Raw genomic sequence first — 22,632 nt, forward strand, 5'->3', positions numbered from 1 at the left:
TACCATAATATTCATGTTACCGACCGTTTGTCAACGTGCAATCATCGCACCATTTAAAATTTGATCGGGATTCGTCAAAGGAATCGCTCCTTCTTCAATCAATTTATTCGGTCCTTCCGCTAACGGATCGAGCGGACTTCCCGGCACCGCAAACACCGTCTTGCCTTGCTCGAGCGCGTGACTCACCGTATTCATCGTCCCGCTCTTTCGTCTCGCTTGGACGACGACGAGTCGGTCGCCTAATCCACTGACGATTCGATTCCGTTCTAAAAACTGAAATTTTTTGACAGGTGTTTCCGGAGTATATTCACTAAGGAGCAATCCTTGTTTCGAAATCTGTTCGAACAGTTGGTGATGAACATGTGGATACATGTGCGAAAAGCCCGAACCGAGGACCGCAATCGTCGGTCGGTTCCGCCTGACTGCCAACTCATGAACGAGTCCATCAATACCGAGCGCGCCGCCTGAAATCGATACAGTTTCTTCTATTAAAGGGTGTAAATATTCAACGAGCGGTCGACTGATCCGATTCAATTCACGACTCCCGACCAAAGCGGTCGTTTGTTCTTGTAGTACCTCTAAATCGCCCTGATAAAACAAACAGTACGGAGGGTTGGGGATATGTAATAGCATTCGTGGGAACAATTCGTCCTCCCACGTCAAAAAACGGTCATACGTGACCGTTGAACGGAACGCCCGATTCGCTTTTTTCCAAACGTTCGGATGGAACGAATTACGTTCAGTCAGACCCGGATTTGATAAGTAATGATGGACGAACTCGACCGGCAAACGTTCTGCCGCAAAACGAGCTATTGTTTGATTCATCACAATCTCCTTTAAAAAAATGAGGGATGCGCGCACCCCTCATTCCGATTGGTCTTACGTCGTCGGTTGTCCCGTGACACAAGCATCATACAGACCTTCATTTTTAAGCACACGGATGAGCGTCTCACCGATGACAGCAGGTGTCTCGGCGACTTCGATCCCGTTTGCGTTTAACGTCTTGATTTTTTCAGCGGCCGTTCCTTTTCCGCCTGAAATGATCGCTCCAGCGTGGCCCATCCGTTTGCCTTCAGGAGCCGTCTGACCACCGATGAAACCGATGACTGGTTTCGTCATGTTCGCCTTGACCCATTCAGCGGCTTCTTCTTCAGCCGTCCCACCGATCTCGCCGATCATGATGACCGCAAGCGTGTCTTCATCTTCGTTGAACGCTTGGAGCGTGTCGATGAAGTTCGTCCCGTTGACCGGGTCCCCACCGATCCCGACCGCAGTCGATTGGCCGATTCCGGCCGTCGTCAACTGATGGACCGCTTCATACGTGAGCGTCCCTGAACGTGAGACGATGCCGACATGGCCTTTCGTGTGGATGTAGCCTGGCATGATGCCAAGTTTCGCCTCACCCGGCGTGATGATCCCTGGGCAGTTCGGTCCGATCAAACGGGCCGGTTTGTCTTCGAGATAGCGGCTAACTTGGATCATGTCGATGACAGGAATCCCTTCCGTGATACAGATGATGAGTTCGATGCCGCTATCAGCCGCTTCCATGATCGAGTCGGCCGCGAAAGCTGGTGGCACGTAGATGATCGATGCGTTCGCACCGGTCGCCTCGACCGCGTCAGAGACAGTGTTAAACACAGGTACGTTGTCGAGTACGGTCGTACCACCTTTACCAGGTGTGACCCCGCCGACCAGTTTCGTGTTATACGCTAGCATCTGTTCGCCGTGGAACATACCTTGTTTCCCCGTGATCCCTTGAATGATCACTTTTGTATCTTGATTCACCCAAATACTCATGTCGTTTCCCCCTTATCGAACGAGTGCCGCGATTTTTTCTGCCCCATCATCCATCGAGGTCGCAGAAGTGATCGCAAGTCCAGATTCATCGAGAATGCGTCTTCCCGCATCCACGTTTGTTCCTTCTAAGCGGACGACGAGTGGCAAGTCGAGTCCGATTTCTTTTGTCGCCGCGACGATTCCTTCGGCGATGATGTCACACTTCATGATGCCACCGAAGATGTTGACGAAGATTCCTTTGACTTGGTCATCCGACAAAATCAATTTGAACGCTTCTGTGACTTTTTCTTTTGTCGCACCGCCGCCTACATCGAGGAAGTTAGCGGGTTCGGCGCCGTAGTGCTTGATGATATCCATCGTCGCCATGGCGAGGCCGGCACCGTTTACGAGACAGCCGATATTGCCGTCAAGGGCGATATAGCTAAGGTCGTGTTTCGACGCCTCGACTTCACGCGGATCTTCTTCCGTCGTGTCACGAAGATCGACGATGTCGGTATGACGATAAAGCGCGTTGCTGTCAAAGTTCAATTTCGCATCGAGCGCGACGACGTTACCGTCTTTCGTCGTGACGAGCGGGTTGATCTCCGCAATCGTGCAGTCCGTCTCGACGTACACTTTATAAAGCTTCATGACCATGTCGCTAAACTTGTTGACGAGTTTAGTCGGCACTTCCATCTTGAAAGCAAGACGGCGCGCCTGGAACGGACGGAGTCCGACGACCGGGTCGACGATTTCTTTATGAATCTTTTCAGGAGTATGTTCAGCGACTTCTTCGATGTCCATACCGCCTTCAGATGAACCCATGATGACAATTCGGCCGATCGAACGGTCAAGCACAAGTCCTAAGTAAAATTCTTGATCGATGGCAGAACCTTCTTCGATATAGAGGCGCTGCACGACTTTTCCTTCAGGTCCAGTCTGGTGCGTGACGAGCGTCTTACCGAGAATCTCTGTCGCGTACTGTTTTACTTCTTCATCCGTTCTGGCAAGTTTGACGCCGCCGGCTTTCCCGCGGCCACCTGCGTGGATCTGTGCTTTGACTACTTTCAATTCACCGTCTAGCTTGGCGGCGGCGGCAACTGCTTCTTCTACCGTGAAAGCCGGATAGCCCGTAGGTACGGCCACTCCAAACGTTCTAAGCAATTCTTTCGCCTGATACTCATGGATATTCATTTAGTTTCCCCCTTAGTCCCCTTTAATATCGGCATATCTATTGTAACGAAAAACTGAAAGCGCTGTCTATCGTTCTTGCTTTAAGTTTTCATCTTTTTTTCACATCTACCCCTAGACATTTTCGATTTTACCTTGTTCCATCTGATAGAGAAACACAAAAAGCTCGGCGATCACTTGATACAGGTCGTCCGGAATATGCTCTTCGATCTGTAACGCCGACAGGAGTGACAACAGCGCCGGGTCTTCATGGATCGGGATACCGTTCTCTTGTGCGAGGGCGAGCATCCGTTCGGCGACGAGGCCGCCGCCCTTCGCGACGACGCGCGGAGATTCCATCGATTGTTCGTAAGACAAGGCGATTGCTTTTTTACGGTCCATCATACATGAAAATCCACCTTTCCTAACGGGGCGAACGTCTCGGGGAGCGATTCTTGTCTCACTTCGAACGAGAATCGGGACAGTTCATAGCCGTTCGCTTTGAGCGCACTGCCGAGCAGCGGCTCGTACGCTTTGATGAACGGGGACAAGTCGTGTTGTTCGTTGAATACTTTCACGGTGACGTGCCGCTTTTGAACGAGCAGGTCGATGCCCGTCTCGCCGAAGCGAGGCGTTTCTAGAAATAAGACGATACGGGCATGGTCTGCGTCGATCATCTCGCTTTTCGGGGCCTCAAGCCGGAACCTGACTTGTTCGAACGGTCCTAATTGCGGTATGTGAAATGCTTGGACGACGAACGGCGGCGTCTGGACCGCGTTGAACGTCTCTTGGGCCCGCACGAACTGTTCAAACTTCGGGTCGCCTTTCGCCTTGAACAGTTCCCCGACGAGCTGTTTGACGTCACTTCCCGCTCCGCTCTCGAGCAGTTGCCGTCCCATCGCTTTGACGGATTCCGGTGTCTGGATGGCCTCTTTTGAGAAGCGGCCGAGTTGTTCTAAGAGTAACGTCACCGGTGTCTTCCCGGCCTGGGCCGGTTCCGCCGTAGGCGGCATCACTTTCAGGACGAGTTTCGGCTCGAGCTCGGTGACGACCATCTTGTACGTGACGTTCTCTTTAACGTCTGCGTTCACCCCGACCCGGAACAGTCCTTGCGGCAGTTGCATGACCGCTTCGTTCCCGGGCAAGAGCTGGAGCACCCTGCCGACGACCGTGTTGCCGACGAGCAGCTGACGCGACGTCTGTTCGGTGACTTTGAACGGCAGGACGCCTTGGTGATCGATCCGCATCGGGCTCCCCCTTTCATATCATATGTTTAATCGGTGCGAACGACTTGCGATGAATCGGTGTGATGCCGTGCTCGTTCAACGCGTTCAAATGAAGTTCCGTCCCGTAGCCGGCGTTGCGTTCGAAACCGTATCCCGGATACGTCGCGGCGAACTCTTCCATCATCTTGTCGCGGACGACTTTCGCGACGACGCTCGCCGCCGCGATCGAGACGCTCAACTCGTCCCCTTTAATGAGCGACGTCTGCGGCAAATCGAGTTCGAGTGTCATCGCGTCAATCAAGAGCGCGTCGGCCCCGTCAAGCTGTCGGACCGCCTCGGTCATCGCGAGCTTCGTCGCTTCATAAATATTGATTTGATCGATCACTTCTGCGTCGACGATTCCGACCCCGACGAATGCCTCGTCGAGGATCCTTGCATATGCTCGTTCCCGTGCCGCTTTCGTCATCTTCTTTGAATCATTCAGTCCCGGGCTGTAAAAATCGTCCGGCAAGACGACGGCCGCCGCGACGACAGGACCCGCGAGCGGCCCCCGCCCGACCTCGTCGATGCCAGCGACCAACTTGAAGCCTTGCTGTTTCAGCTCGGCCTCATACTGCAGGCGGCGTGTATAATCGTCCCGCTCGTCCCGCTCTGCGTCAAACCGTCTCTGACGTTGCTGCAGGAGCGCCTGGACGCCCGTGCGCGGGTCATCCTTCAGTTCGGCCCGGACATCGTCCCACTCTTCATATCGGACGGTTTTTAGCCGTTGTTTAATCTCTTGAATCGTCACGATCTGCCTCCTATCCAAAAAAGCCCTGTTTTCACAGGACTTCACGCCATATTATGATCTGCCGGCGTCTCAAGCGAGACACGTCCGATCTTCTCATGACGAAGCTCATTCAATAATAGTTCGCTCGCTTTTTCGAAATCGACGTAGCCGCCGCTGAGAAGGCCACGTTTTTTTCCGATCAACTCGAGCAGTTCGACCGCGTCTTCCGGCAAGTCGTCGAGTTTAAACCGCTCTTTCAACTGTTCCGGGTAACGACTGCGTAGTTCACGCGCTGCATACATCGCGATGTCATCAAGGTTTAAAATATCGTCCTTGATCGCACCCGTAGCAGCTAAGCGATATCCGACCATCTGGTCCTCGAACTTCGGCCACAGAATACCAGGCGTGTCGAGCAGTTCCATCTCGCCGCCTTTCATCTTGATCCATTGTTGCCGTTTCGTCACACCAGGACGGTCGCCGGTGATGGCGATATTGCGCCCGGCGAGCCGGTTGATCAGTGTCGACTTCCCGACGTTCGGGATGCCGATGATGAGGGCACGGATTGGGCCAGGATTACGGCCTTTCTCACGCATGCGGTCGTGCTTGTCTTGCATGAGCTTCTCCGCGCCCGTCATGAGCTGCTTTAAGCCTTTGCTATGCTTCGCATCGACGGCGACGACTTCGATGTCGTCACGCTTCAGGGCGCGCATCCAGGCGTCAGTGACAGCTTGATCGGCCATGTCAGCCTTGTTCAACACGATCAGCCGTGGTTTACCCGCCGTGATCTCATCGACCATCGGATTTCGGCTCGATTGCGGAACACGTGCATCGACGAGTTCGATGACGACGTCAATCAGTTTTAACTTCTCTGTTACTTGTCTTCGCGCCTTAGCCATGTGGCCAGGGAACCATTGAATTGCCAAAAAAACACCACCTTATTCTTCTACCGTCCCGAAGTCACCCATCGGCCAGAACACAAAGTTCGTTTTGCCGACGACGCTTTCTTTCGAGACAAAGCCGATTTCACGGCTGTCTTTCGAGTTTTGTCGGTTATCTCCCATAACGAAGTATGAGCCTTCCGGCACGACCGCTTCACCCGTCACTTGTTCGAGCGTAAAGTTCTCGGTTAGAGGAAAGCCGTTCATTTGGGCTTGAAAATCCTCTAAATACGGTTCTTCGACTGCTTCTCCGTTCAAATAGAGCGTATCGTCCCGATATTCAAGCGTATCGCCAGGAATGGCGATGACGCGTTTAATATAGTCCTTTGATTCAGTCGCATGAAAGACGATAATATCGCCCCGGTCGAGTTCACCGACGTAGTTAGAGATTTTGCTGACGATCATCCGATCGGCGTTTTGGAGCGTCGGCATCATCGACTCACCTTCGACGATGACAGGTACAAAGATGAACGTTCGGATCACGAACGCGATGACGAGCGCCACTACGATTGCTTTAAGCCAACTGAACACTTCTTTCAAATTGCCTCACTCCTCTGTCCGTTTGAACTTATTGTACTAGAAAAAAAGAAGCTTGTCGCAAGCGACAAGCTTTCCCCATCTTAACGACGGATTTCTTTAATACGTGCTGCTTTACCGCGAAGGTTGCGGAGGTAGTAAAGTTTCGCACGGCGGACTTTACCGTAACGAACGACTTCGATTTGCGCGACACGCGGTGAGTGAAGCGGGAATGCACGCTCAACACCTACGCCGTAAGAAATCTTACGGACTGTGAATGTTTCGCTGATGCCGCCACCTTTACGCTTGATGACTACGCCTTCGAAGATCTGGATACGCTCACGCGTTCCCTCTACGACTTTAACGTGGACACGTACTGTGTCACCAGGACGGAAAGCAGGTACGTCCGATTTGAATTGTTCTTCTGTGATTTCACGGAACAGTTTTTGTGCGTTCATGAATTGATCTCCTTTTTCTTCAATGTTCATATCTTCGTTTGCCTCGGCATCCAATAGCGGAACATCGGTAATCGGTGGGGCTAACCCACATGCTCAAACATAGCATAATTTTATGAATCGCGCAACGATTCGATGAAGTTTTTATCGGACGGTGACAGATCAATTTGATCTAACAGTTCCGGTCGACGCCTGAACGTTCGTTCGAGCGAACGCTCACGGCGCCACGACTCGATTTTGGCGTGATTGCCCGACAACAGGACGTCCGGGACTTTGAGGCCGCGGAAGTCAGCCGGTCTCGTATAATGCGGATACTCGAGCAGTCCGGTCGAGAACGAGTCATCCTCGTGGCTCGCTTGATCGCCGAGCACTTCCGGGATGAGGCGGACCGTCGCGTCGATCATGACCATCGCCGCGAGTTCACCACCGGTCATCACGAAGTCTCCAATCGACACTTCGTCTGTCGCGAGTTCGTCGTGGATCCGTTGGTCAAACCCTTCGTAATGGCCGCATAAAAAGATCAAGTGCTCTTCGTTCGCCCACTCTTCGGCGACGCGTTGATTGAACGGTCGCCCCGTCGGCGTCGTCACGATGACGCGCGGCTTCGACTTTGCGAGCGAATCGAACGCATCAAATAGCGGCTGCGGCGTGAGTAGCATCCCGGCGCCGCCTCCGTACGGAGCATCATCGACTTTATGATGTTTGTTCGTCGAGAAGTCACGGAAGTTCGTGAACTGCACTTCGACTTGGCCGAGTGTCCGGGCACGCCCGACGATCGAATGATCGAGCGGGGCGAACATTTCCGGGAACAAGGTCAAGACATCAATTTTCATCGTCGATCATTCCAGGGATCGGCGTGATGATGACACGTTTCGCTTCGACGTCGATGTCTTGGACGACCGATTCGATGTACGGGATGAGCGCATCCGTCTTGCCGGGACGCTTGATGACCCAGACATCGTTCGCGCCATTGGTCTCAAAGATGTCCTCGACGACACCGATCACTTCTCCGTCGACGACGGCCTCACATCCGATGATCTCGTGGTAGTAAAATTCATGCTCCGGAAGCTCGTGGACGTTTCCGGCATGGACGTAGAGCGACATCCCTTTGTACTTTTCGACGAGATTAATGTTGTCTAGCCCTTTGAACGTGACGAGATGGAACTGTTTGTGCGGACGATACGTCGTCACTTCGAGCGGCATCTTCTTCCCGTCGACGTCAAGGTAGAGCGTCTCACCAATTTTAAAACGTTCTTCTGGAAAATCAGTCGCGGCGAGCAACTTCAATTCTCCTTTTAAACCGTGCGTGTTGGCGATTTTGCCTACGTTTAACCAATCCATCATAAAACCTCCTCAAAAAAATAGGCCGACCTCATAAAAGGTCGGCCTCAGGATTACTTAGCGTTTTTCGCGTTGTGGAATTTCTCCATGATCCCTGCTTTAGAGAACAAGTTGCGGACTGTGTCAGATGGCTTCGCGCCGTCTGCCAACCATTTGAGCGCGAGTTCTTCGTTGATGCGAACTTCTGCTTCTGGTTTTGCAACCGGGTTGTAGTGACCGAGTTGTTCGATGAAACGGCCATCACGTGGTGAACGTGAATCTGCTACAACGATCCGGTAAAAAGGTGATTTATTTGCGCCCATGCGCTTGAGACGAATTTTAACTGCCATGGTAATATACCTCCATTATGTGTTTAAGAATTGACAACTTTAATAGTATACTGCTTTTTTGCCTGACTGACAAAAGTTTTCTTAGAAGAACGGAAGGCCGAGACCTTTTTTCTTCCCTTTCATTTGTCCTGACATCTGCTTCATGAGCTTCTTCATGTCATCGAACTGTTTGATGAGACGGTTCACTTCCTGGATGGAGCGACCGCTCCCTTTTGCGATCCGCTTGCGACGACTCGCGTTGAGCACTTCGGGATTCGTGCGCTCATGCTTCGTCATCGACCGGATGATTGCCTCGACATGATCGAGTTGTTTCTCGTCGATTTGGACGTTTTTCAACCCTTTCATCTTACCTGCACCAGGTAACATCGAGAGTAATTCATCAATCGGGCCCATGTTTTTCACTTGACCCAATTGCTCGATAAAATCATCGAACGTGAACGATGCATCACGAATTTTGCTTTCAAGCTCTTTCGCGGCATCTTGGTCCATTTGTGACTCCGCTTTTTCGATGAGCGTGAGCACGTCACCCATTCCAAGAATCCTTGACGCCATGCGCTCCGGATGGAAAGGTTCGAGGGCATCCAACTTTTCACCGAGACCGACGAACTTAATCGGCGCTCCCGTGACTGCCTTGATTGAAAGGGCTGCCCCACCACGTGTATCACCGTCGAGTTTTGTCAACACGACGCCGGTAATTCCGAGCAAATCATTAAAGCGATCGGCCACGTTGACCGCATCTTGACCCGTCATCGCATCGACGACGAGGAAGATTTCATTCGGTTTGGCGATCGTTTTCACATTTTCGAGTTCGCCCATGAGCGTCTCGTCGATATGAAGACGACCAGCCGTATCTATCAACACGAAATCGTGATGATTAACTTTGGCGTGCTCGAGAGCTTTTGTGACGATTTCTTCCGGCGTCACTTGATCGCCAAGTGAGAACACCGGTAAATCGAGTTGCTTGCCGAGAGTCTCGAGCTGTTTGATGGCCGCCGGCCGATAAATATCAGCAGCGACGAGAAGCGGACTCCGGTTATGCTTTTTGCGAATCAAGTTCGCGAGCTTTCCGGTCGTCGTCGTCTTACCCGCACCTTGTAATCCGACCATCATGACGACTGTCGGTGGTTTTGAACTAAAGGTGATCGGGACGACGTCACTCCCCATTAAGGTCGTTAATTCTTCATGAACGATTTTGACGACTTGTTGGCCAGGTGTCAACGATTTCATGACGTCTTGGCCGATTGACCGTTCTTTCACGTCGTTGACGAACTGTTTGACCACTTTGAAGTTAACGTCGGCCTCAAGGAGCGCAAGACGAACTTCTCTCATCATCTCTTTGACGTCTGCTTCGGAAATCTTACCTTTCCCCCGCATTTTCGCCAATGTCGATTGCAACCGTTCTGATAATCCTTCAAATGCCATGCTTCAGCCCCCTACTCTAAATTCTCAAGCGCCGAAACCGTCTCCGTCACGTCGGGCATTTGCTCGACTTGACGTCTGAGCGTTTGGAGAAGCAGTTGCCGTTGCTCGAATTTCTCGAACAGCTCCAGCTTTTCTTCATACTGCTCAAGCATTGCTTCGGTACGCTTTATGTTATCGTAGACCGCTTGACGGCTGACTTCAAACTCTTCCGCAATCTCTCCGAGCGAGTAGTCATCTAGGTAATAAAGAGACATGTAGTTGCGCTGTTTCGGCGTGAGAAGCGCTTGATAAAAATCGAATAAGTAGTTCATTCGATTCGTCTTTTCGAGCGACATACCTCTCACCTCCACATGTTAAGTGAAATCCCTTTACAACTAACAATAGTACAGCCGTCCTAACGTCTTGTCAAGTTTTTTTCTTAACAGTGAAAGTTAGGCGAGGTCATCGTTTGTCTGGTTTTTTTCTTCAAATACGTCACCGAATAGTCCGAGGACGAACTGCTCTGGGTCGAACGCCTGTAAATCATCAATTTTTTCACCGAGACCGACGTATTTGACCGGAATATCGAGCTCGTTTCTGATTGCGAGGACGATGCCGCCTTTGGCCGTCCCGTCTAACTTCGTGAGCACGATCCCGCTCACGTTCGTCGCTTCCTGAAACGCCTTCGCTTGAAGCATCGCGTTCTGTCCCGTCGTCGCGTCTAACGCGAGCAAGACTTCGTGCGGTCCGTTTGGCACTTCGCGCTCGATGACCCGTTTCACTTTCTCGAGCTCCTTCATCAAGTTGACCTTGTTTTGGAGTCGTCCTGCCGTATCGCAAATCAAGACGTCGACACCGCGGGATTTCGCGGCTTGGACAGCATCAAACACGACCGCGGCCGGGTCTGAACCTTCCGCTTGGCGAATGACAGGGACACCGGCACGTTCACCCCATACTTGCAGCTGGTCGATCGCGCCGGCCCGGAACGTATCGCCCGCCGCAAGCATGACCGAACGACCTTCTGCTTTCAACTGATGGGCGAGCTTTCCGATTGTCGTCGTCTTGCCGACACCGTTCACACCGACGAACAAGATGACGGTCAACCCGTCCTGCATGTTCAACTCGCGGTCTGACTCGTCTTCTTGTAGACGTTTCGCCACGACTTCGACGAGGGCGTCGCGGACGGCGACCGGGTCTTTCAAATTGCGACGCTTCACTTCTTCTTTTAAATCTTCGACGAGGTCCATCGTCGTCGTCACACCGACGTCCGCCTGGATGAGCAAATCTTCAAGTTCATCGAAGAAGTCCTCATCGACTTCACGGAACCGATAGACGAGGTCGTTGACGGCGCTCGCGAACCCGTCACGTGTTTTCGTCAACCCGTCTGTAAACTTTTGCGACACCTCTTGGGTCGAGGTCGTCAATTTATCTTTTAATTTTTTAAAAAAACTCAAGTTAATTCCTCCATCTCTTCATCTGTCTCGACGACACGTTTCGCTTCTGATAATTCGACCGAAAGTACCTCCGAGACACCGTTTTGTTGCATCGTCACGCCATAGAGCGTGTCGGCCGCCTCCATCGTCCCTTTACGGTGGGTGATGATGACGAACTGTGTATCGATCGACAACGTGCGGACGTATTCACCGAACCGGTGGACGTTCGCCTCGTCGAGCGCCGCTTCGACCTCGTCGAGCACGCAGAACGGGACAGGGCGCGTCTTTAAAATCGCAAATAAGAGCGCGATCGCGGTCAGTGCCCGTTCGCCACCAGACAACAGACTTAACGTCTGTAACTTTTTGCCGGGCGGTTTGGCGACGATATCGATCCCTGTGTTTAATAAATCAGTCGCATCGACGAGTTTAAGGTCGGCCTCGCCGCCTCCGAACAGTTCTTTGAACGTCTGTTTGAAATGCGTGCGGACGGTCGCATACGTCTCGTTGAACAACCGTGTCACTTCTCGGTCCATTTCGGAGATGACGTCGTACAGGTCCTGTTTCGCATTGACGAGATCGTCTCGCTGTTCAGACAAGAACGTGAACCGTTCATTGACGAGTTCAAACTCTTCGATCGCACTCAAGTTGACCGGTCCGATCTCCTCGATTTGACGGACGAGCAACTTGAACTCTTCTTTCGCCTCGTCGAGCGGGATCGATAATACCGGGAGCAGGTCGTAGACGAGTCCACGTTCTTCGAGGGCGTCTAGTTTCCACTGCTGTTTCAACTCGAGTTCATTCGCCTCAGTTTCAAGCTTACGGACGTCGGCCTCGAATTGGCGGCGAACGTCCGTCGCCTGCTGCTCACGCTGTCTGAGGATACGGTGTGTCTCTTCCTCTGTTTTCAGCGCTTGCGACTGCGCTTCAATTCGCCCTTTCAACACTTTCATCTGCTCCGTCGCCCCGTCATGCTCGATTCGAAGTTCCGCGGATGAGACGATCCGTCCGCTTTCGAGCCGCTCTAGTTCGTGTTTGATTTGATCGAGTCGGGTCGTCTGTTTGTCGACTTCGGCAACGAGCCGTTCGACTTCCGTATTCACCCGATCCAGGTCAAGCGTATGACGTTGCAGGTCGAGCTCGTTTAGACGGATTGCCTCTTGCAATTGCCCCGTCGTCTCCGCGCCTTTCGCCTGCTCCGCACGCAACTGCTCGAGCTCTGTCCGCAGCGACGTCTGCAAAACTTCCGTCGCCTCGAGTTCACTTGCGAGGCGCGTCAATTCTGCCGAAGATGTTTCAATCGTATGCGTATAGCGATTCATCTCGTGATCGAACAGTTCGAGTTGCGCTTTCGCGTCCTGGGTCGTCCGCTCTAATTCCCGGAACGAGGTCTCTAACGCCCGGAGCGTCTCTTCCTCTTGCCGTTTCCGTGTTCTGAGCGTGTGGAGCGACTGTTTGAGACGACTTGTCTCCGCTTCATACTCCGTCACACGAAGCTGCTGTTCGTGCAGCATGGCCAACCCTTGCGTCAATCCTTGTTTCAAATCATCGAGCTCTCTTGACTGGGTGAACAGGGCGACGCCTTGTTTCCGGCTCCCCCCTGTCATCGAACCACCGACGTTGACGATATCGCCGTCGAGCGTGACGATCCGGTAGCGATAGCCCGTCGTCTGAGCGATCCGGTTCGCGACCTCGAGCGTCTTGGCCACGATGACGGCCCCGAGCAAGGACCGTTTCAATTTGTCAAACAAAGGTTCCGTCGTCACGAGGTCCGATGCGATGCCGACGAAGCCGTCCATCGCCTCGAGACGATGGGCGACCTCGCTCGGGATAAAGCGCTCTTTCACCGTCGTCATCGGGACGAACGTAGCCCGCCCGGCATTAGCCCGGCGCAACTTGTCGATCTCACGGCGTCCGACCGCTTCATCTTCGACGACGACGTGTTGTTGCGTTTGACCGAGTGCCGTCTCGATGGCGGCCTCATATGATGGGAGCACTTGAATCAGCTCTGCAACTGCTCCGAGCACGCCGCTCGCACGGTCTTTCAATACGAATTTGACGGCATGGAAATACCCTTCGTATGATTGCTTCATCCGCTCTAACATGTCGATCCGGTCTTCGGTCTTTTGACGGCGCCGGTCGAGGTCATGATACGATTGTTCGGCTCGCGACAACTTTTCTCGGAGCGCGACTTCCTTAGCGACCAATGCCTCTTCTTCGGCCAACAGTTCCTGCCAAGCCGTACGTACCGCTTCAAGACGATCTCGGTTTGCATCGAGCGAGGCGGTCTGTTCGGTTCGAACATCAAGCCGGTCCTTGTTCTCACGCAAGAGACGTGCTTTCGCTTCCTCTGCCTGTTCGATGTCACGTCGTTCCCGTTTCTGTTGGTTGCTGAGCGTGGCTCGTGTCGTTGCTAGTTCGAACGCTTCACTTTGAAGCTGTTCGATCTCCGCGTTGAAATCGCGAGTCGCCGCCGTAAGCTTCCGCGCGAGCTCGTCACGTGTCGTCTCAACGGCCTGCAACGCTTCTGACTTCAAGGCTTTGTCCGTTTGAGCGACCGACAATCGCGACTGCAATTGCTCTGTCTCTTCGACCAACTCCGCGCGTTGGCGCTCGAGTCGTTCTTTCGTCTCTGCTCCGTGTTCTTCTCGCGCTTTGGCGAGTTTAATATCTCCTGAGAGCCGTTCGAGCTCAGTCGCTTGAAGACGCTCATCCTGATGGAGCGTCTCGAGGACGGCCCGATGCTCGGTCAATGTTTCCTCGAGCGCGGCCCGTTCGGTGACGAGCGCGTTCAGCGCCGCTTCTTGGTTGCGTAACTGTTCTTCTGCTGCCGTCTGTTGTGTTGTGGCGAAAGTGATTTTCGCCTTGAGCTCGGTGATCTCGGCACCGAGAATCCCGGTCTCGAGGTCGTCATGCCGCGCCTTGGCGACTTGGAACTCTCGAGCGAGTGCCGCTTGTTCACGAAGCGGTTCGACCCGGTCGGCAAGTTCATATAAGATATCGTCGACGCGCGACAAGTTCAGCTCGGTGTCTTGCAACTTTCGTTCCGCTTGTTTTTTGCGTTGGCGGTACTTCAACACGCCGGCCGCTTCTTCAATGACGGCGCGGCGATCTTCCGGTTTACCCGAGATGACTTGTTCGACCCGTCCTTGCCCGATGATCGCAAACGCGTCACGGGACAAACCCGTATCCATGAACAAGTCGATGACGTCTTTCAGGCGGCACGGCTTTTTATTCATGAAATAGTCGCTGTCGCCACTGCGCGTCACGCGTCTCGTCACGCTCACTTCTTCATACGGCAGGCGCAAGTGCGCATCGCTATTATCTAAAACGAGCGTCACTTCGGCGACGTTGCGGTGGTTCTCGCCTTCGCTACCGGCAAAGATGACATCTTCCATTTTCGCCCCACGGAGCGATTTGGCCGACTGTTCGCCGAGTACCCAGCGAACAGCGTCCGATATATTTGATTTCCCGCTCCCGTTCGGTCCAACCACGGCTGTCACGCCGGGACGGAAATCTAGTTCAATCCGCTTGGCAAACGATTTAAAGCCAGCGAGTTCGATTCGTTTTAAGTGCATCGTGACCATCCTATCCTAAGTAAGCATTCATTCGTTTATTTTACCACAGTTGCTAGTTCGTCAAAATGCTAGAATCATGCTATTCTAAAAAGAACTGTAGAAAGGGGTACTACACATGACGAATGAACAAATGATCGAGGAAATCCTCGATAAAATGAACATCATCAACCGCGGTGCGATCAAGGCGGAAGAATATAACAAAGCCGATGCATCGGCCGTGAAAGAGATTTACGACTACGTGATGAACCGGTCATCACTCTCGATCTCTGAAGTCGACGGTCTCGTCGAAGAACTTGGCCAATTGACGTAACCAAAAGGAGTGGACCCGCGCGGGTCCACTCCTTTTTTTATAGGCCGGCGTACCGCCGATTGAATTCGATCAACGCTTCTTTAGCCGCGATCTGCTCGGCTTCTTTCTTCGAACGACCGATCCCTTCGCCGACGATATCGTCACTGAGACGAGCGTGGGAGACGAATTCACGGCTGTGGGCCGGACCGCGTTCTTCGATGATCGTATACGTGACCGGGCCGAGCCCTTCGCGCTGTACACTCTCTTGAAGTTGACTCTTATAATCGGTCTGCTCTTCAAACACACCGGCTAAGACTTTCGGAAAAACCGCTTCGGCGAGGAACTGTTCTACTGGTTCGATCCCTTGGTCAAGGTAGAGGGCGGCGATGTATGATTCGAACACATCGGCGAGTAACGCGGGACGTTTCCGTCCGCCCGTCAGCTCTTCCCCTTTTCCAAGCAAGATAAAATCAGAGAAAGCGTAGGCTTCGGCAAAGTTCACGAGCGATGGCTCACAAACGATGGCCGCCCGTAACTTCGTTAATTCCCCCTCGGAGCGCTCCGGATACGTCTCATATAAAAACCGGGACACTGTCAACTCGAGCACCGCGTCTCCTAAAAACTCTAACCGTTCATTGTCTTTTTTCAAACCGCGTTGTTCATTGACATATGATGAATGGGTGAACGCCTGCATTAACAGTTCTTGGTTCGTAAATTTCACACCAAGTCGTTCCTCGAGTGACGTGAACTTCTCCACGATGCGTGCTCGCTCCACTTCATTTCGTCGGCGTCTTTGCGCCGACCCTTGACGGTCGAACCGTCGCTTATCCTTTGTCATAAGTCCCTCCGTGTATAAGCACAAGCCCACCGCTCATAATGAGCGGTGGGAGGCTTGATTACAATTTTGTTTCGATGTAAGACACGACGTCGCCCACAGTTGCAAGCTTCTCGGCATCTTCGTCTTCGATTGTGATATCGAACTTGTCTTCAAGGTCCATGACCATTTCCATCACTTCGAGCGAGTCCGCACCGAGGTCGTCTTTAAATGATTTTTCGGCTGTGATTTCAGAAACGTCTTTCCCGAGTTTCTCTGCTACTGCTGCTTGTACGTCTACTAAGATTTGTTCTTTTGTCATGATAAAATCCCTCCAAAGTAAATTATATTAAATGTACTACAATTGGTAAAGTTCTGTTTTTACGCCATCGTCATGCCGCCGTCGACGGCGATTGTCTGCCCGGTCACGTAAGCGGCCTCGCTTGACGCGAGAAACGAGACGATGCTCGCCACGTCTTCGACTCGGCCGAAGCGATTGAACGGAATTTGTCCGAGCGTCGCTTCGCGCTGCGCGTCTGTCAACGCACCGGTCATGTCGGTCTCGATAAAGCCTGGACAGACCGCGTTCACCGTCACGTGACGGGCCGCGAGCTCGCGCGCCACCGATTTTGTGAGTCCGATGAGTCCAGCTTTCGCTGCCGCATAGTTCGCTTGTCCGGCGTTCCCCGTGATTCCGACGACCGAGGCGATGTTGATGATGCGCCCTGATTTCGACTTGAGGAGCGGACGCGTCGCCGCTTGCGACGTCAAGAACGCGCCTTTCAAGTTCGTCGCGAGCACATCGTCAAAGTCGGTCTCTTTCATGCGCATGAGCAGACCGTCTCGTGTGATCCCGGCGTTGTTGACGAGGCAATCCAAACGGCCGAACGTATCGACTGCCGTCTTGACGAGTGCTTTCACATCGTCAGCGTTCGAGACGTCCGCTTTGACGGCGATCGCCTCGCTGCCCGCCGCTTCAATGGCTGCAACGACTGCTTTTGCTTGCTCGACACTACCCGAGTAATTGACGACGACTCGAAAGCCGTCTTCCCCTAAACGCTTCGCGATGGCGGCCCCGATACCCCGGGACGCACCCGTCACGATTGCTACTTGGTCATGCACGCACTTCTCCCCCTAACGCTGCAACCTCTTCTAACGTCGTCACTTGTTTAAGTGTTACGTTTTTATCGATTCGTTTGATGAGCCCGGACAACGGTGACGTCGAACCGAACTCGATGAACGTATCGACCCCCTCAGCAATCGCTTTCCGCACACAGTCCTCAAACCGGACCGAGGCGTACAGTTGCTCGGTGAGAAGAGCTTTTAGTTTCTCGGCGTCAGTATGGATCGCCGCGTCGACGTTCGAAATGATCCCAATCGTCGCATCTTTGAACGGTGACGATGCGAGCACATCTTTAAACCGTGTCGCAGCAGGCATCATATACGAGCTATGAAACGCGCCTGACACGTCTAGCGGCAACACGCGTTTCGCCCCAGCCTGTTTTAAGTCTGTCTCTGCTTGTTTGACCGCGTCGACGTGACCCGAAATGACGAACTGGCCCGGACAGTTGTAATTGGCGATTTGTACAAGGTTTCCGCTGGCACTGATCTTCTCGGTCAAGTGGAACGCTTCTGCGACATCGGTCATGCCGATGACCGCTGCCATCGTTCCGTCCTTCACCTCGGACATGAGCTTACCGCGCTCACGTACGAGCACACACGCTTCTTCGAGATCGATGACGCCCGCGACGACGAGTGCCGCATACTCACCGACACTATGGCCAATCACGACGTCCGGTTTGGCACCGGTCTTCCCGTGTGCGAGCGCGAGCAGCGCCGCGTGCGCCACGATGGCAGGTTGTGCGACTTCCGTTTGTTGAAGCTCTTCTTTTGATCCGGCCGCCATGACGTCGAGCAAATCAAATCCGATTCGACGATCAATCGCTTGCATCTGTTCAGGATCGTCTAAGAACGTTTGACCCATACCGACTGTTTGTGACCCTTGGCCGGGAAATATCCACGCTTCTCTCATGTACTCACCTTCTTTACGTTAGTCTGTTGCTTTCGCTTGTTTGATCTTCGCGACGACATCATGGTCAACCATGATTTTCGCCTGTTTGAGCGCACTCATGATGGCTAGTGCGTCACTCGACCCGTGCGCTTTGATGACGGGAGCGTTGATTCCGAACAAGCCCGCACCACCTTGCTCACGATAATCTAATGTTTGTTTCAAGTTTTTCAGTTTCGGTTTTAAGACGAGAGCCGCAAGCTTCGAGACAATATCGCTCGTGAACTGTTCTTTCAACATTTTCATGAGCATTGACGAAGCACCCTCCACACCTTTCAACAAAATGTTTCCGGCAAATCCTTCTGTCACGATGACATCGACGTCACCTGACATCGCCTCGCGGGCCTCGACGTTTCCGACGAAGTGGACCGGAGCCTGTTCGAGGAGGGGGAACGCTTCTTTCGTCAGCGCGTTTCCTTTCCCAGCCTCCGTCCCAATGTTTAGGAGTGCGACACGTGGGCGCTTGATGCCGCGGACGTGCTCGGCGTATAGCGAACCCATGATCGCGTAATCAACCAAATGTTCTGCCTTAGCGTCCGGATTGGCCCCGACATCTAAGACGACGACACCGCTACCCGTATATGTAGGGAACGTTGGCGACAGTGCCGGACGTTCGATTCCAGGAATCCGACCGATGACAAAAAGCGAAACCGCCATGAGCGCCCCGGTGTTCCCGGCCGATACGAGTCCATCTGCTTTCCCGTCTTTGACGAGCTGAGCCGCTACGACGAGCGAGCTGTCTTTTTTCCGGCGAACCGCCCGGACCGGTTCATCTTCGCCTGTGATGACTTCGCTCGCAGGAACGATTGTAATCCGCGGGTCGGTCAACCCGTAGGATGCAAGCTTCACTCCATCACCGACTAGAAACAGTTCCATCTGCTCGTCCGGAAAACTTTCAGCAAATTGTTTTACGCCGTCCACGATTGCTTTTGGGGCATGATCCCCACCCATTGCATCAATTGCTAACTTCATACTTGTTCCTCCTCACCGCGACGATAAATCGTGAAGTCTCCGCTAAAGACACACTCTTCGCCGACATAACTATCCACTGAGACGTCCGTCCGTCCGTCTCGACGCAGTTTGACAACACGAGCCTTGGCAACGACTCGCTCTCCGAGATGAACTTGGCGACTAAACCGGATTTCCGCTTTAGTGGTCAACGCCAGTTCGTCGTCGATGAGCGCCACCGCTAACGAGTTGGCCTGAGCGAACAAGACGTGTCCACGGGCGATCTCATTGCGGCTAAAGACGTGTTCTCTTTCCATGTCGAGAACCGAGATGGCCGATTCGTCGAGTTTCAAGTCAATCATATCACCGATGACCTCGCTCATTGCGAGCGACTTCACTTCATCGAGGTGCTCCGAAGCAACATGCTTGATCCGTTCCCGGACTTCAGGAATTTTAAGCTCCATCCGATCGAGACGGATCGTTTGAATGCTGACGGCGAACTGCTTCGACAGCTCGTCGTCTTTAATGAACGGGTTATGTTCAATCGTTTCTTGCAGTAAGCGTTGCCGCTCCTTCTTAGGTACCCGCATTCAGTTCCCTCCTAAACTCTTCCCTAAAGAACTTAATACCTGGTACTAATAGCAGTATATATTCTTTAGTTTTAATTTTCAAGTGTTATTCTAACCTTTCACCGACAAGTAAGTCGAGTCGCTTCAAGTATTGACGCAGCGGTCTGTACGAGGACTCCTGCCAAAACGTCTCGCTGCCGAGCAAGCGGACGGCGTCTTGCATCGCTACTTCCATCACTTTGAGGTCGAGCACCGGGTCGGCGACACGGAAACTCGGCAACCCGCTTTGGGCTGTCCCAAAGAAGTCGCCGGCGCCGCGGAGTTCTAAATCTTTTTCCGCTAACATGAATCCGTCGTTCGTCTCCGTCATCGTCTTCAAGCGGAGCTTACCGACATCAGACTTCGGGTCTCCTACTAATATACAATAAGATTGATGTGCGCCTCGACCGACGCGCCCCCGTAACTGATGGAGCTGGGCCAAACCGAACCGTTCCGCATCGTGGATCACGATGAGCGAGGCGTTCGGCACGTTCACCCCGACCTCGACGACCGTCGTCGACACGAGAATTTGCAGGGAGTTGTCAGCGAACGCCTTCATCACTTCATCTTTCTCGGCACTCGACAGTTTTCCGTGCATGAGTCCGACCGCATAGTTCGGGAATCGCTCGTTGAGTAAATGATACAACTCGGTGGCACTCTCGACTTCGAGCGTATCGGATTCCTCGATCAATGGCGCGATGACGTACGCTTGACGTCCGAGTGACAGTTCGCGCTCGACCATCGTATGCACCCGGTCGATTTGATCCGTTTTCGCCCAATACGTCTCGATCGGCTTCCGGCCGGCCGGCATCTCATCGATCGTCGACACATCCATCTCCCCGAACGCGCTGATCGCGAGCGTCCGCGGAATCGGCGTCGCCGTCATATACAAGACGTCCGCAAGATCGGCCTTGTCTCGTAACATCTTCCGCTGCTCGACGCCGAACCGGTGTTGCTCGTCTGTGATCGCCAAGTGCAGACGCGAAAACTCAACCGGCCCTTGAATCAAGGCGTGCGTGCCGACGATGATGTCGACGTCACCCGCTTTGATTGCTTCGAGCAACGTAGCGCGCGCCTTCCCTTTGACCGAACTCGTCAATAAGGCGACACGGATCCCGTACGGCTCGAACAGTTGTTCAAGCGAAGCGACGTGCTGCTCGGCCAAAATTTCGGTCGGCACCATGAGCGCGCCTTGGTAACCCGCGTTCACTGTCGCATACAAGGCGATCGCGGCAACGACTGTCTTCCCGCTCCCGACATCCCCTTGCAACAGGCGATTCATGCGTTCGGGCTTCTCGATATCACTCACGATCTCACGAATGACGCGCGTCTGTGCACCCGTCAACGGGAAGGCGAGCCGCTTGACGAACTCGTTCAGTTGCGTTTTTTCGAGCGTGAGCGCCCTTCCTTTCCCGGAACGCTCCATCTTTCGAAACGCCTGAAGCTTTAATTGATAGAGCAGGCATTCTTCGTACACATAACTGCGGCGCGCTTGTTTGTACATGTCGATCGAATCAGGGAAATGCATCCCTCTGAGCATCGACGCCCGGTCCTCCAAGCGGTAACGCAAGCGGATGGATTCCGGCAGCCGGTCCTCAAACGTCGTCGTCTGATCGAAGGCGAGTTTGACGATTCGACTGAAATTCTTTTGCGTCAATCCGGCTCGAAGCGAATAGATCGGCTGTAACCCGTCCGCAAGCTCACCGAACTCGAGATCGGTCGCGCTGATCGTCATCCGGTTCATGTCCCATTTCCCTTTGACCGTCACCGTCGCACCAAGCGCCAGTTTGTCTTTATAGAAAGCGCGGTTGAACATCGTCACATGGACGACGTAGCGCTCTTCTAACAACAGCCGGAACTGAAGTCGATTTTTACCTTTACTATAATAGCGGACGAGCGGTTCCGCTTGAACGGTCCCACTCCATTTGACGAGGTCCCCGTGGACTGCCGTCGTCACGGTGCCGCTGTTATAATTTTCATAACGAAACGGGACGTGCTCTAGCACGTCCTCGATTCGTTCGAGACCCATCGTCTCTAGTTTTTTGGCCATCTCTGGCCCGACCCCTCGGAGCGTCGTCAACGCGTCACTGTTTGGCATTTTCTTTCTCTCCAAAAATATTGCGTTCGATCCGACGTGCTGTCGGTGTGTTGGCGAGTCCGCCCCGCGCCGTCTCTTTCAAGGCGGTCGGCATCATTTGACCAATCTCGTACATCGCTGAGATGACTTCATCGCACGGGATGCGGGACGTGATGCCGGCGAGCGCCATATCAGCCGCGACGACCGCGTTCGCTCCACCCATAGCGTTTCGTTTGACGCAAGGGACTTCGACGAGACCCGCTACCGGATCGCAGACGAGCCCGAGCATGTTTTTCAAGGCGATCGCAAACGCCGTCGCCGACTGTTCCGGCGTCCCGCCGGCCGCTTCGACAATGGCTGCTGCAGCCATACCGGTCGCGGAACCGACTTCGGCCTGACAGCCTCCGGCCGCACCCGAAATCGAGGCGTTGTTCGCGACGACGAATCCGAACGCGCCCGAGGTGAACAAATACCGAATCATCGCATCGCGGTCCATCTCGAGACGGTCCTTGACCGCAAATAGCGTCCCCGGTACGACCCCGGCGCTCCCCGCCGTCGGTGTCGCGCAAATCCGTCCCATCGCCGCATTCACTTCGTTCGTGCCGATTGCTTTGGCGACGGCATCTAAAATCAAGTCACCGGCAAGTGATTTGCCCGACCGGACATAGTCTTGCATGAGCACGGCGTCATTCCCAGTCAGCCCCGTCACAGACGTCACGCCTTGCATCGCCCGCTCGACCGCTTCTTCCATCACTTCAAGGTTACGTTCCATCATCGCCATGACCTCTTCTCGTGTCGAGCGTCTGACGTGGACTTCTTGCTCGATCATCACTTCAGAGATCGGGATGTTTCGTTCCGTTGCCGTCCGTACTAATTCTTCTACTGATTTAAACATAGTC

Annotated in this window: 25 protein-coding genes; 1 reads left to right on the forward strand and 24 read right to left on the reverse strand. The window is 53.4% G+C overall.

Going from position 1 to position 22,632, the window contains the following annotated elements; translation table 11 throughout:
• Nucleotides 1–30: 30 nt before the first annotated feature.
• The 16 genes from dprA to smc all read right to left on the reverse strand — a co-directional run bounded on the left by dprA (nucleotide 31) and on the right by smc (nucleotide 14,929).
• Complete coding sequence (gene dprA / locus EVJ22_RS04355; protein WP_071399591.1) at nucleotides 31–825, reverse strand: DNA-processing protein DprA; 795 nt, start codon at nucleotides 823–825, stop codon at nucleotides 31–33.
• 54 nt (nucleotides 826–879) lie between these two features.
• Nucleotides 880–1,797, reverse strand: coding sequence for a succinate--CoA ligase subunit alpha (gene sucD / locus EVJ22_RS04360; RefSeq protein WP_070327506.1), 918 nt, complete (start codon nucleotides 1,795–1,797; stop codon nucleotides 880–882).
• 12 nt (nucleotides 1,798–1,809) lie between these two features.
• Entirely contained in the window at nucleotides 1,810–2,970 is a 1,161-nt protein-coding gene (sucC, locus tag EVJ22_RS04365; RefSeq protein ID WP_070327507.1) for an ADP-forming succinate--CoA ligase subunit beta, read from the reverse strand.
• A 111-nt stretch (nucleotides 2,971–3,081) separates the two neighbouring features.
• On the reverse strand, nucleotides 3,082–3,348 hold the full coding sequence (locus tag EVJ22_RS04370) for an EscU/YscU/HrcU family type III secretion system export apparatus switch protein (protein ID WP_016508266.1): 267 nt from the start codon (nucleotides 3,346–3,348) through the stop codon (nucleotides 3,082–3,084).
• The gene (locus tag EVJ22_RS04375) at nucleotides 3,348–4,193 is read right to left on the reverse strand and encodes a hypothetical protein (RefSeq protein ID WP_071399590.1); all 846 of its coding nucleotides are present in this window, start codon (nucleotides 4,191–4,193) and stop codon (nucleotides 3,348–3,350) included. The genes EVJ22_RS04370 and EVJ22_RS04375 overlap by 1 nt, the downstream gene beginning before the upstream one ends.
• A gap of 13 nt (nucleotides 4,194–4,206) precedes the next feature.
• Nucleotides 4,207–4,962, reverse strand: coding sequence for a ribonuclease HII (locus tag EVJ22_RS04380; RefSeq protein ID WP_233589598.1), 756 nt, complete (start codon nucleotides 4,960–4,962; stop codon nucleotides 4,207–4,209).
• A 41-nt stretch (nucleotides 4,963–5,003) separates the two neighbouring features.
• The gene (gene ylqF / locus EVJ22_RS04385; protein WP_071399589.1) at nucleotides 5,004–5,864 is read right to left on the reverse strand and encodes a ribosome biogenesis GTPase YlqF; all 861 of its coding nucleotides are present in this window, start codon (nucleotides 5,862–5,864) and stop codon (nucleotides 5,004–5,006) included.
• 12 nt (nucleotides 5,865–5,876) lie between these two features.
• Nucleotides 5,877–6,419: a signal peptidase I gene (gene lepB / locus EVJ22_RS04390; protein WP_016508241.1), complete on the reverse strand. Its 543-nt coding sequence runs from the start codon at nucleotides 6,417–6,419 to the stop codon at nucleotides 5,877–5,879.
• Between the two features lie 80 nt (nucleotides 6,420–6,499).
• Nucleotides 6,500–6,853 (reverse strand): 50S ribosomal protein L19, encoded by a 354-nt coding sequence (gene rplS, locus EVJ22_RS04395; RefSeq protein WP_070327950.1) that lies wholly within the window; start codon nucleotides 6,851–6,853, stop codon nucleotides 6,500–6,502.
• Nucleotides 6,854–6,963: 110 nt separating this feature from the next.
• Entirely contained in the window at nucleotides 6,964–7,683 is a 720-nt protein-coding gene (gene trmD, locus EVJ22_RS04400; protein ID WP_071399588.1) for a tRNA (guanosine(37)-N1)-methyltransferase TrmD, read from the reverse strand.
• On the reverse strand, nucleotides 7,673–8,191 hold the full coding sequence (gene rimM / locus EVJ22_RS04405) for a ribosome maturation factor RimM (protein ID WP_071399587.1): 519 nt from the start codon (nucleotides 8,189–8,191) through the stop codon (nucleotides 7,673–7,675). The genes trmD and rimM overlap by 11 nt, the downstream gene beginning before the upstream one ends.
• Nucleotides 8,192–8,244: 53 nt before the next feature.
• Complete coding sequence (gene rpsP, locus EVJ22_RS04410) at nucleotides 8,245–8,520, reverse strand: 30S ribosomal protein S16 (RefSeq protein ID WP_021067098.1); 276 nt, start codon at nucleotides 8,518–8,520, stop codon at nucleotides 8,245–8,247.
• An 81-nt stretch (nucleotides 8,521–8,601) separates the two neighbouring features.
• A complete protein-coding gene (gene ffh, locus EVJ22_RS04415; RefSeq protein ID WP_071399586.1) occupies nucleotides 8,602–9,942 on the reverse strand; it encodes a signal recognition particle protein in 1,341 nt (446 codons plus the stop codon).
• An 11-nt stretch (nucleotides 9,943–9,953) separates the two neighbouring features.
• Nucleotides 9,954–10,277, reverse strand: coding sequence for a putative DNA-binding protein (locus EVJ22_RS04420; protein WP_070327513.1), 324 nt, complete (start codon nucleotides 10,275–10,277; stop codon nucleotides 9,954–9,956).
• Between the two features lie 96 nt (nucleotides 10,278–10,373).
• Nucleotides 10,374–11,375, reverse strand: coding sequence for a signal recognition particle-docking protein FtsY (ftsY, locus tag EVJ22_RS04425; protein ID WP_070327514.1), 1,002 nt, complete (start codon nucleotides 11,373–11,375; stop codon nucleotides 10,374–10,376).
• On the reverse strand, nucleotides 11,372–14,929 hold the full coding sequence (smc, locus tag EVJ22_RS04430; protein WP_233589599.1) for a chromosome segregation protein SMC: 3,558 nt from the start codon (nucleotides 14,927–14,929) through the stop codon (nucleotides 11,372–11,374). Before smc ends, ftsY begins: the two co-directional genes overlap by 4 nt.
• Before the next feature lie 115 nt (nucleotides 14,930–15,044).
• On the opposite strand from smc, the gene EVJ22_RS04435 reads away from it, so the two are divergent.
• The gene (locus tag EVJ22_RS04435; protein ID WP_016509709.1) at nucleotides 15,045–15,239 is read left to right on the forward strand and encodes a DUF1128 family protein; all 195 of its coding nucleotides are present in this window, start codon (nucleotides 15,045–15,047) and stop codon (nucleotides 15,237–15,239) included.
• A 37-nt stretch (nucleotides 15,240–15,276) separates the two neighbouring features.
• Here the strand turns inward: EVJ22_RS04435 and rnc are convergent, their stop codons facing one another.
• The 8 genes from rnc to sdaAA form a co-directional block, all read right to left on the reverse strand.
• Nucleotides 15,277–15,993 carry a ribonuclease III gene (gene rnc / locus EVJ22_RS04440; protein ID WP_070327951.1) on the reverse strand — a complete coding sequence of 239 codons (717 nt, stop codon included), beginning with the start codon at nucleotides 15,991–15,993 and terminating at the stop codon, nucleotides 15,277–15,279.
• Between the two features lie 121 nt (nucleotides 15,994–16,114).
• The gene (gene acpP / locus EVJ22_RS04445; RefSeq protein WP_016509693.1) at nucleotides 16,115–16,354 is read right to left on the reverse strand and encodes an acyl carrier protein; all 240 of its coding nucleotides are present in this window, start codon (nucleotides 16,352–16,354) and stop codon (nucleotides 16,115–16,117) included.
• Between the two features lie 59 nt (nucleotides 16,355–16,413).
• A complete protein-coding gene (fabG, locus tag EVJ22_RS04450; RefSeq protein ID WP_131443359.1) occupies nucleotides 16,414–17,154 on the reverse strand; it encodes a 3-oxoacyl-[acyl-carrier-protein] reductase in 741 nt (246 codons plus the stop codon).
• Entirely contained in the window at nucleotides 17,147–18,064 is a 918-nt protein-coding gene (gene fabD / locus EVJ22_RS04455) for an ACP S-malonyltransferase (RefSeq protein ID WP_131443361.1), read from the reverse strand. The genes fabG and fabD overlap by 8 nt, the downstream gene beginning before the upstream one ends.
• A gap of 18 nt (nucleotides 18,065–18,082) precedes the next feature.
• Entirely contained in the window at nucleotides 18,083–19,072 is a 990-nt protein-coding gene (gene plsX, locus EVJ22_RS04460) for a phosphate acyltransferase PlsX (protein WP_070327518.1), read from the reverse strand.
• Nucleotides 19,069–19,638 carry a transcription factor FapR gene (gene fapR, locus EVJ22_RS04465; protein ID WP_016509712.1) on the reverse strand — a complete coding sequence of 190 codons (570 nt, stop codon included), beginning with the start codon at nucleotides 19,636–19,638 and terminating at the stop codon, nucleotides 19,069–19,071. The genes plsX and fapR overlap by 4 nt, the downstream gene beginning before the upstream one ends.
• An 85-nt stretch (nucleotides 19,639–19,723) precedes the next feature.
• Nucleotides 19,724–21,754 carry an ATP-dependent DNA helicase RecG gene (gene recG / locus EVJ22_RS04470; protein ID WP_131443364.1) on the reverse strand — a complete coding sequence of 677 codons (2,031 nt, stop codon included), beginning with the start codon at nucleotides 21,752–21,754 and terminating at the stop codon, nucleotides 19,724–19,726.
• The gene (gene sdaAA, locus EVJ22_RS04475; RefSeq protein ID WP_070327520.1) at nucleotides 21,741–22,628 is read right to left on the reverse strand and encodes an L-serine ammonia-lyase, iron-sulfur-dependent, subunit alpha; all 888 of its coding nucleotides are present in this window, start codon (nucleotides 22,626–22,628) and stop codon (nucleotides 21,741–21,743) included. The genes recG and sdaAA overlap by 14 nt, the downstream gene beginning before the upstream one ends.
• Between the last annotated feature and the right edge of the window lie 4 nt (nucleotides 22,629–22,632).

Origin of the sequence: Exiguobacterium sp. SH0S7 (genome assembly GCF_004337195.1) — a bacterium.
GTDB lineage: Bacteria > Bacillota > Bacilli > Exiguobacteriales > Exiguobacteriaceae > Exiguobacterium > Exiguobacterium aurantiacum_A.